Genomic DNA, 3,564 nt, shown 5'->3' on the forward strand with positions numbered 1-3,564 from the left:
AACTCCTAACTCCTAACTCACAACTCCTAACTCCTAACTCCTAACTCATAACTCATAACTCATAACTCATAATTGAGGATTTATTTATGCTCAAGAGGCGGAGGAAATATATCCTTTATTTATTTTATTTTCCGAAACTCCAGAAAGAGTTAAAAGAGGATTGATAGGAGCAAATTTGCCTTTCGTTGTACAACCAACTTATGATTCGATAGAAGTAGAAGTTGAGGAGTCGAATGTTGAGATAGAGAAAATTTTATTTCAGATGGATGATGGGGTTGATGATATTTAGGGTTTTCTAAAAAAGTCTTTTTAAGGAGCGGGGGAGTAGGGGAGTAGAGGAGCAATTTTTTTGCCCAACTCTTGCTCAAAATGCTAACTTTTTGAGCGTTTTAGACTGAAATGGAAAGACAGTATTTCAGTTGATAGTATGGGAAAAAAGTAATTGTAGATGGTCACTTTGACAAAGTGAAAGAAATAATTATAGCAGTTTTCATTAATATAGAGTACAGATATTTGGGTTTAAAGGAAGAAGGCTTTAGTTATCTAGGAGAGAAGGAAGAAGGCTTTAGTTATCTAGGAGAGAAGGAAGAAATTTTGTAGTCTACCTTTGTGAAAACCGCTATAAAAGTTAAAGAAATAAGTAAAGATAAACTAGGTAAGAGGATCGTAGGTGATAATTGTGACATTCTCGATACTGATAATTTTTGAACTACCAGAAAAAATAACTAATTAACTATGAACCAACCATCTAGCAATCCCAAAGTAAGATTTAAATACTACGGTACACCAGGAAAAGACTTTCCCAGATTTGATGTCAATAGTCCCTTACCTGAAGAAGTTGAACCAACCTCCAGATATGAAGCTCATCTTGGCTTGCAAGTTTTCCCCACCTTGCCTTTAATTCCTCTTTTTAACTGGGCTTTCTCAGGATTGGCCAAAAAGTTGGGCTTCCGCAGCATGATAGGTTCCTCCTTGAGGGATTGGATGCCTGCTAACTTAAGTCGGCTGCATCCGGATAAGTTCAGCGATGAATATTTCGTGGAACGACGTTTAAATGGATTTAATCCGGGAGAACTGAGGCCAGTTACAGGTCAGGAATGGCAATATGCTGTTCGCTACGATACCGGACGCTTTCAAGCGGAACCTGGAGGAATACTTCCTGAATATAGTGAAGCTCGTTTTGTTCTGCGCGATCGCGCTCTCCACGTTCACTCTATAGAATATTCCTGGAAAGGCCAAGTTATTAATTCTTCTCCTACAGATGGACAATATTGGGAAAAGGCAAAATATTATTTTCGCAGTGCCGAATACGTCTTTCAGGAAATTCAGTCTCATTTGGGACGGACTCACATGAATATGGATCAATATGCGATGGCATTTTATCGGAATGTCATTAAAAGTCCTATTCGCGAGCTACTATGGGATCACTTTGAAGGCTTAATTAGTATTGACAAGAAAGGATCATCCCTAATTATCGGGAATAAGGGCTTTATTCCGGAAGCCTCGGCTTTGGATGCAAAAAGCGTAGAGGGGGTTCTAGTAGAGGAAATCGCTACTTTGAATTATCACTGGTCTCCAGCACAAACCGCTCTCCCCGATCCGATTGATAATAATTATTACGATCGCGCTGCCCTTGCTATGTGGGAGTTACTGGAGAAATATGTTTCCGAATTTTTTGCTAATAATCAGGAGGAAATTAAAACCTATTGGCATGAAATTGAGGCTATGTCTCAAGATTTAGTAACTCATACAATTTTCAAGCCCAAGGAAAAATTAGCAATTAATGACCAAAAAGATTTGCAACAGCTTTGCGTTTATGTTCTCTACCACTGTACTTTTTTCCATTCTTGGGTAAATAATAAGCAATATGAAGATGGTGGAGATATTGAATATACGGCGATCGGATTGTGGGATGAAGATGATCCTAACTATGATGCTAAAAAGGTTGAACAACGCCATGATTCTCAAGTGAAATTAATGTGGACTTTAGCAAATCTTCATTACAACCCTGTTATTGAATTTGCTCCCCTTCCTCTGAAAAAACTACTTTGGGAATATCGCGATCGCATCGAACCGGGAATTCCTCTTGGATGGATTATGATGAGCATCAATATTTAGAAGAAAGCGCCAATATATTTTTTCAGAATGGAGAAATTGATGAAAAAAATTTGGGATACTATTCTGTTCTTTTTTTACTTAATTGGTGCCTCGTTACTTTTTATGTTGGCAGCATTTAAAAATAAAGGACGTGCAACTCATAAATATGGCGTGGGTGGTGCTGGAACTTTGAAAGTTGTCGATTACCCGGAATTTCCGGAACATGAGTTTTGGCAAGCAGGAAAAGTTTTTCCCCTACAAATTCGCCATGGTGCGGTGACATTTGAGGATGATGCAGCGATGGATCTTCGCAGTGCTTCTCTCAAACTCAGCGATCAGCCAGAGAAGAGTCCACTTGATATCATTATGAATACGGGGCCGCGCACATTTCGAGATATCATCGAATTTTGGAATTTTACTTTGGCATCTATAAGCGATAGAGGAGAGGACGAACCAGTTAGTTCTAAGGGACTTGAGGCTTATTGTCAAAAAGAACCTATCTTCAAAGAAATTTTTGCTGAAACCCTGCGACGTGCCCCTGACTCTTTTAGTCAGATGTATTATTACTCGAAGTTGGTAAATTACTTTAAAGCAAAAGATGGAAAACTCAGATATGTTAAATATCGTTTAATTCCTGAAGATCGGGGATTAGACTCTGGGGTTATACAGGGAAGCGATCTGGAAAAGCCTTGGTTGCAAAAGCGACTTCCGGAGGAGACAAAACCTATTGATTATCTCCGCAAGGAATATATTGAAAGATTATCAACACAACCTGTAATTTTTCATCTGCAATTGCGTTTGCATGAGGATATTCAAGGAGATAAAACTGAAATTTTTACCCAGGAGCGAGACTGGAGCGAGGAAACTTCCCCTTGGCTTGATTTAGCAACAGTGAGAATTGAAAGATCGCTATCTTTTAAAGAAACGGAGAAACTCTCTTTTAATATTGGTAGGCAACCAGATTCTTTGGGTGCTGTGGAGGGGTTTTCTGCTAAAGATCCTAATTCTGTGAATGCTGCCCGTGTTCGGATTTATGGGTTATCTCTGGCAGTAAGAAGCTTTTTATACAATAAAAGTGAGTAGTTTACAGCGGTTTTCATATTAATAAACCACAATGATACTGACTCCTTACTCCTTACTCCTTACTCATTACTCCTACAACAGTTTTGTGGTCTACTCAACTGAAAAGCGCTGTAAGTAGGGTTTGCTGAGAAAAGCAGAGTGTGGGGAGGGTGGTTATATGAGGGTTTGGTTTCCCAGCCCCTAAGGTAATGTTTTCTGATTTTTTTTTGCACTATGAGGGGTCAGACCCTAAACTGCAACGTTATAGTTATTGAAATTTTTGGATGACATAAAATCCGGTGATATAATATACGTTGATAATTCTATTAATCAACGATCAAAAAGTTTTTGTTTGTAGTTGGGCTTTAGCCCTATCTACAGTTCGGGCTAAAGCCCAACTACAAG

At 38.8% G+C, this 3,564-nt stretch carries 2 protein-coding genes; both read left to right on the forward strand.

Annotation, left to right across the window (positions count from 1 at the left end):
- The first annotated feature begins 735 nt into the window (after positions 1-735).
- A complete protein-coding gene (locus ACP6PL_RS15495) occupies positions 736-2,118 on the forward strand; it encodes a lipoxygenase family protein (RefSeq protein WP_426546163.1) in 1,383 nt (460 codons plus the stop codon).
- Positions 2,119-2,157: 39 nt separating this feature from the next.
- Positions 2,158-3,180, forward strand: a complete 1,023-nt coding sequence (locus tag ACP6PL_RS15500) for a catalase family protein (protein ID WP_426546164.1) — start codon at positions 2,158-2,160, stop codon at positions 3,178-3,180.
- Positions 3,181-3,564 lie beyond the last annotated feature (384 nt).

Origin of the sequence: Dapis purpurea BLCC-M126, from assembly GCF_050015975.1 — a bacterium.
GTDB lineage: Bacteria > Cyanobacteriota > Cyanobacteriia > Cyanobacteriales > Microcoleaceae > Trichodesmium.

Coding starts and splice junctions, on each gene's coding strand:
- ACP6PL_RS15495 (WP_426546163.1), top strand. CDS start 736: ATGAACCAACCATCTAGCAATCCCAAAGTAAGATTTAAATACTACGGT.
- ACP6PL_RS15500 (WP_426546164.1), top strand. CDS start 2,158: ATGAAAAAAATTTGGGATACTATTCTGTTCTTTTTTTACTTAATTGGT.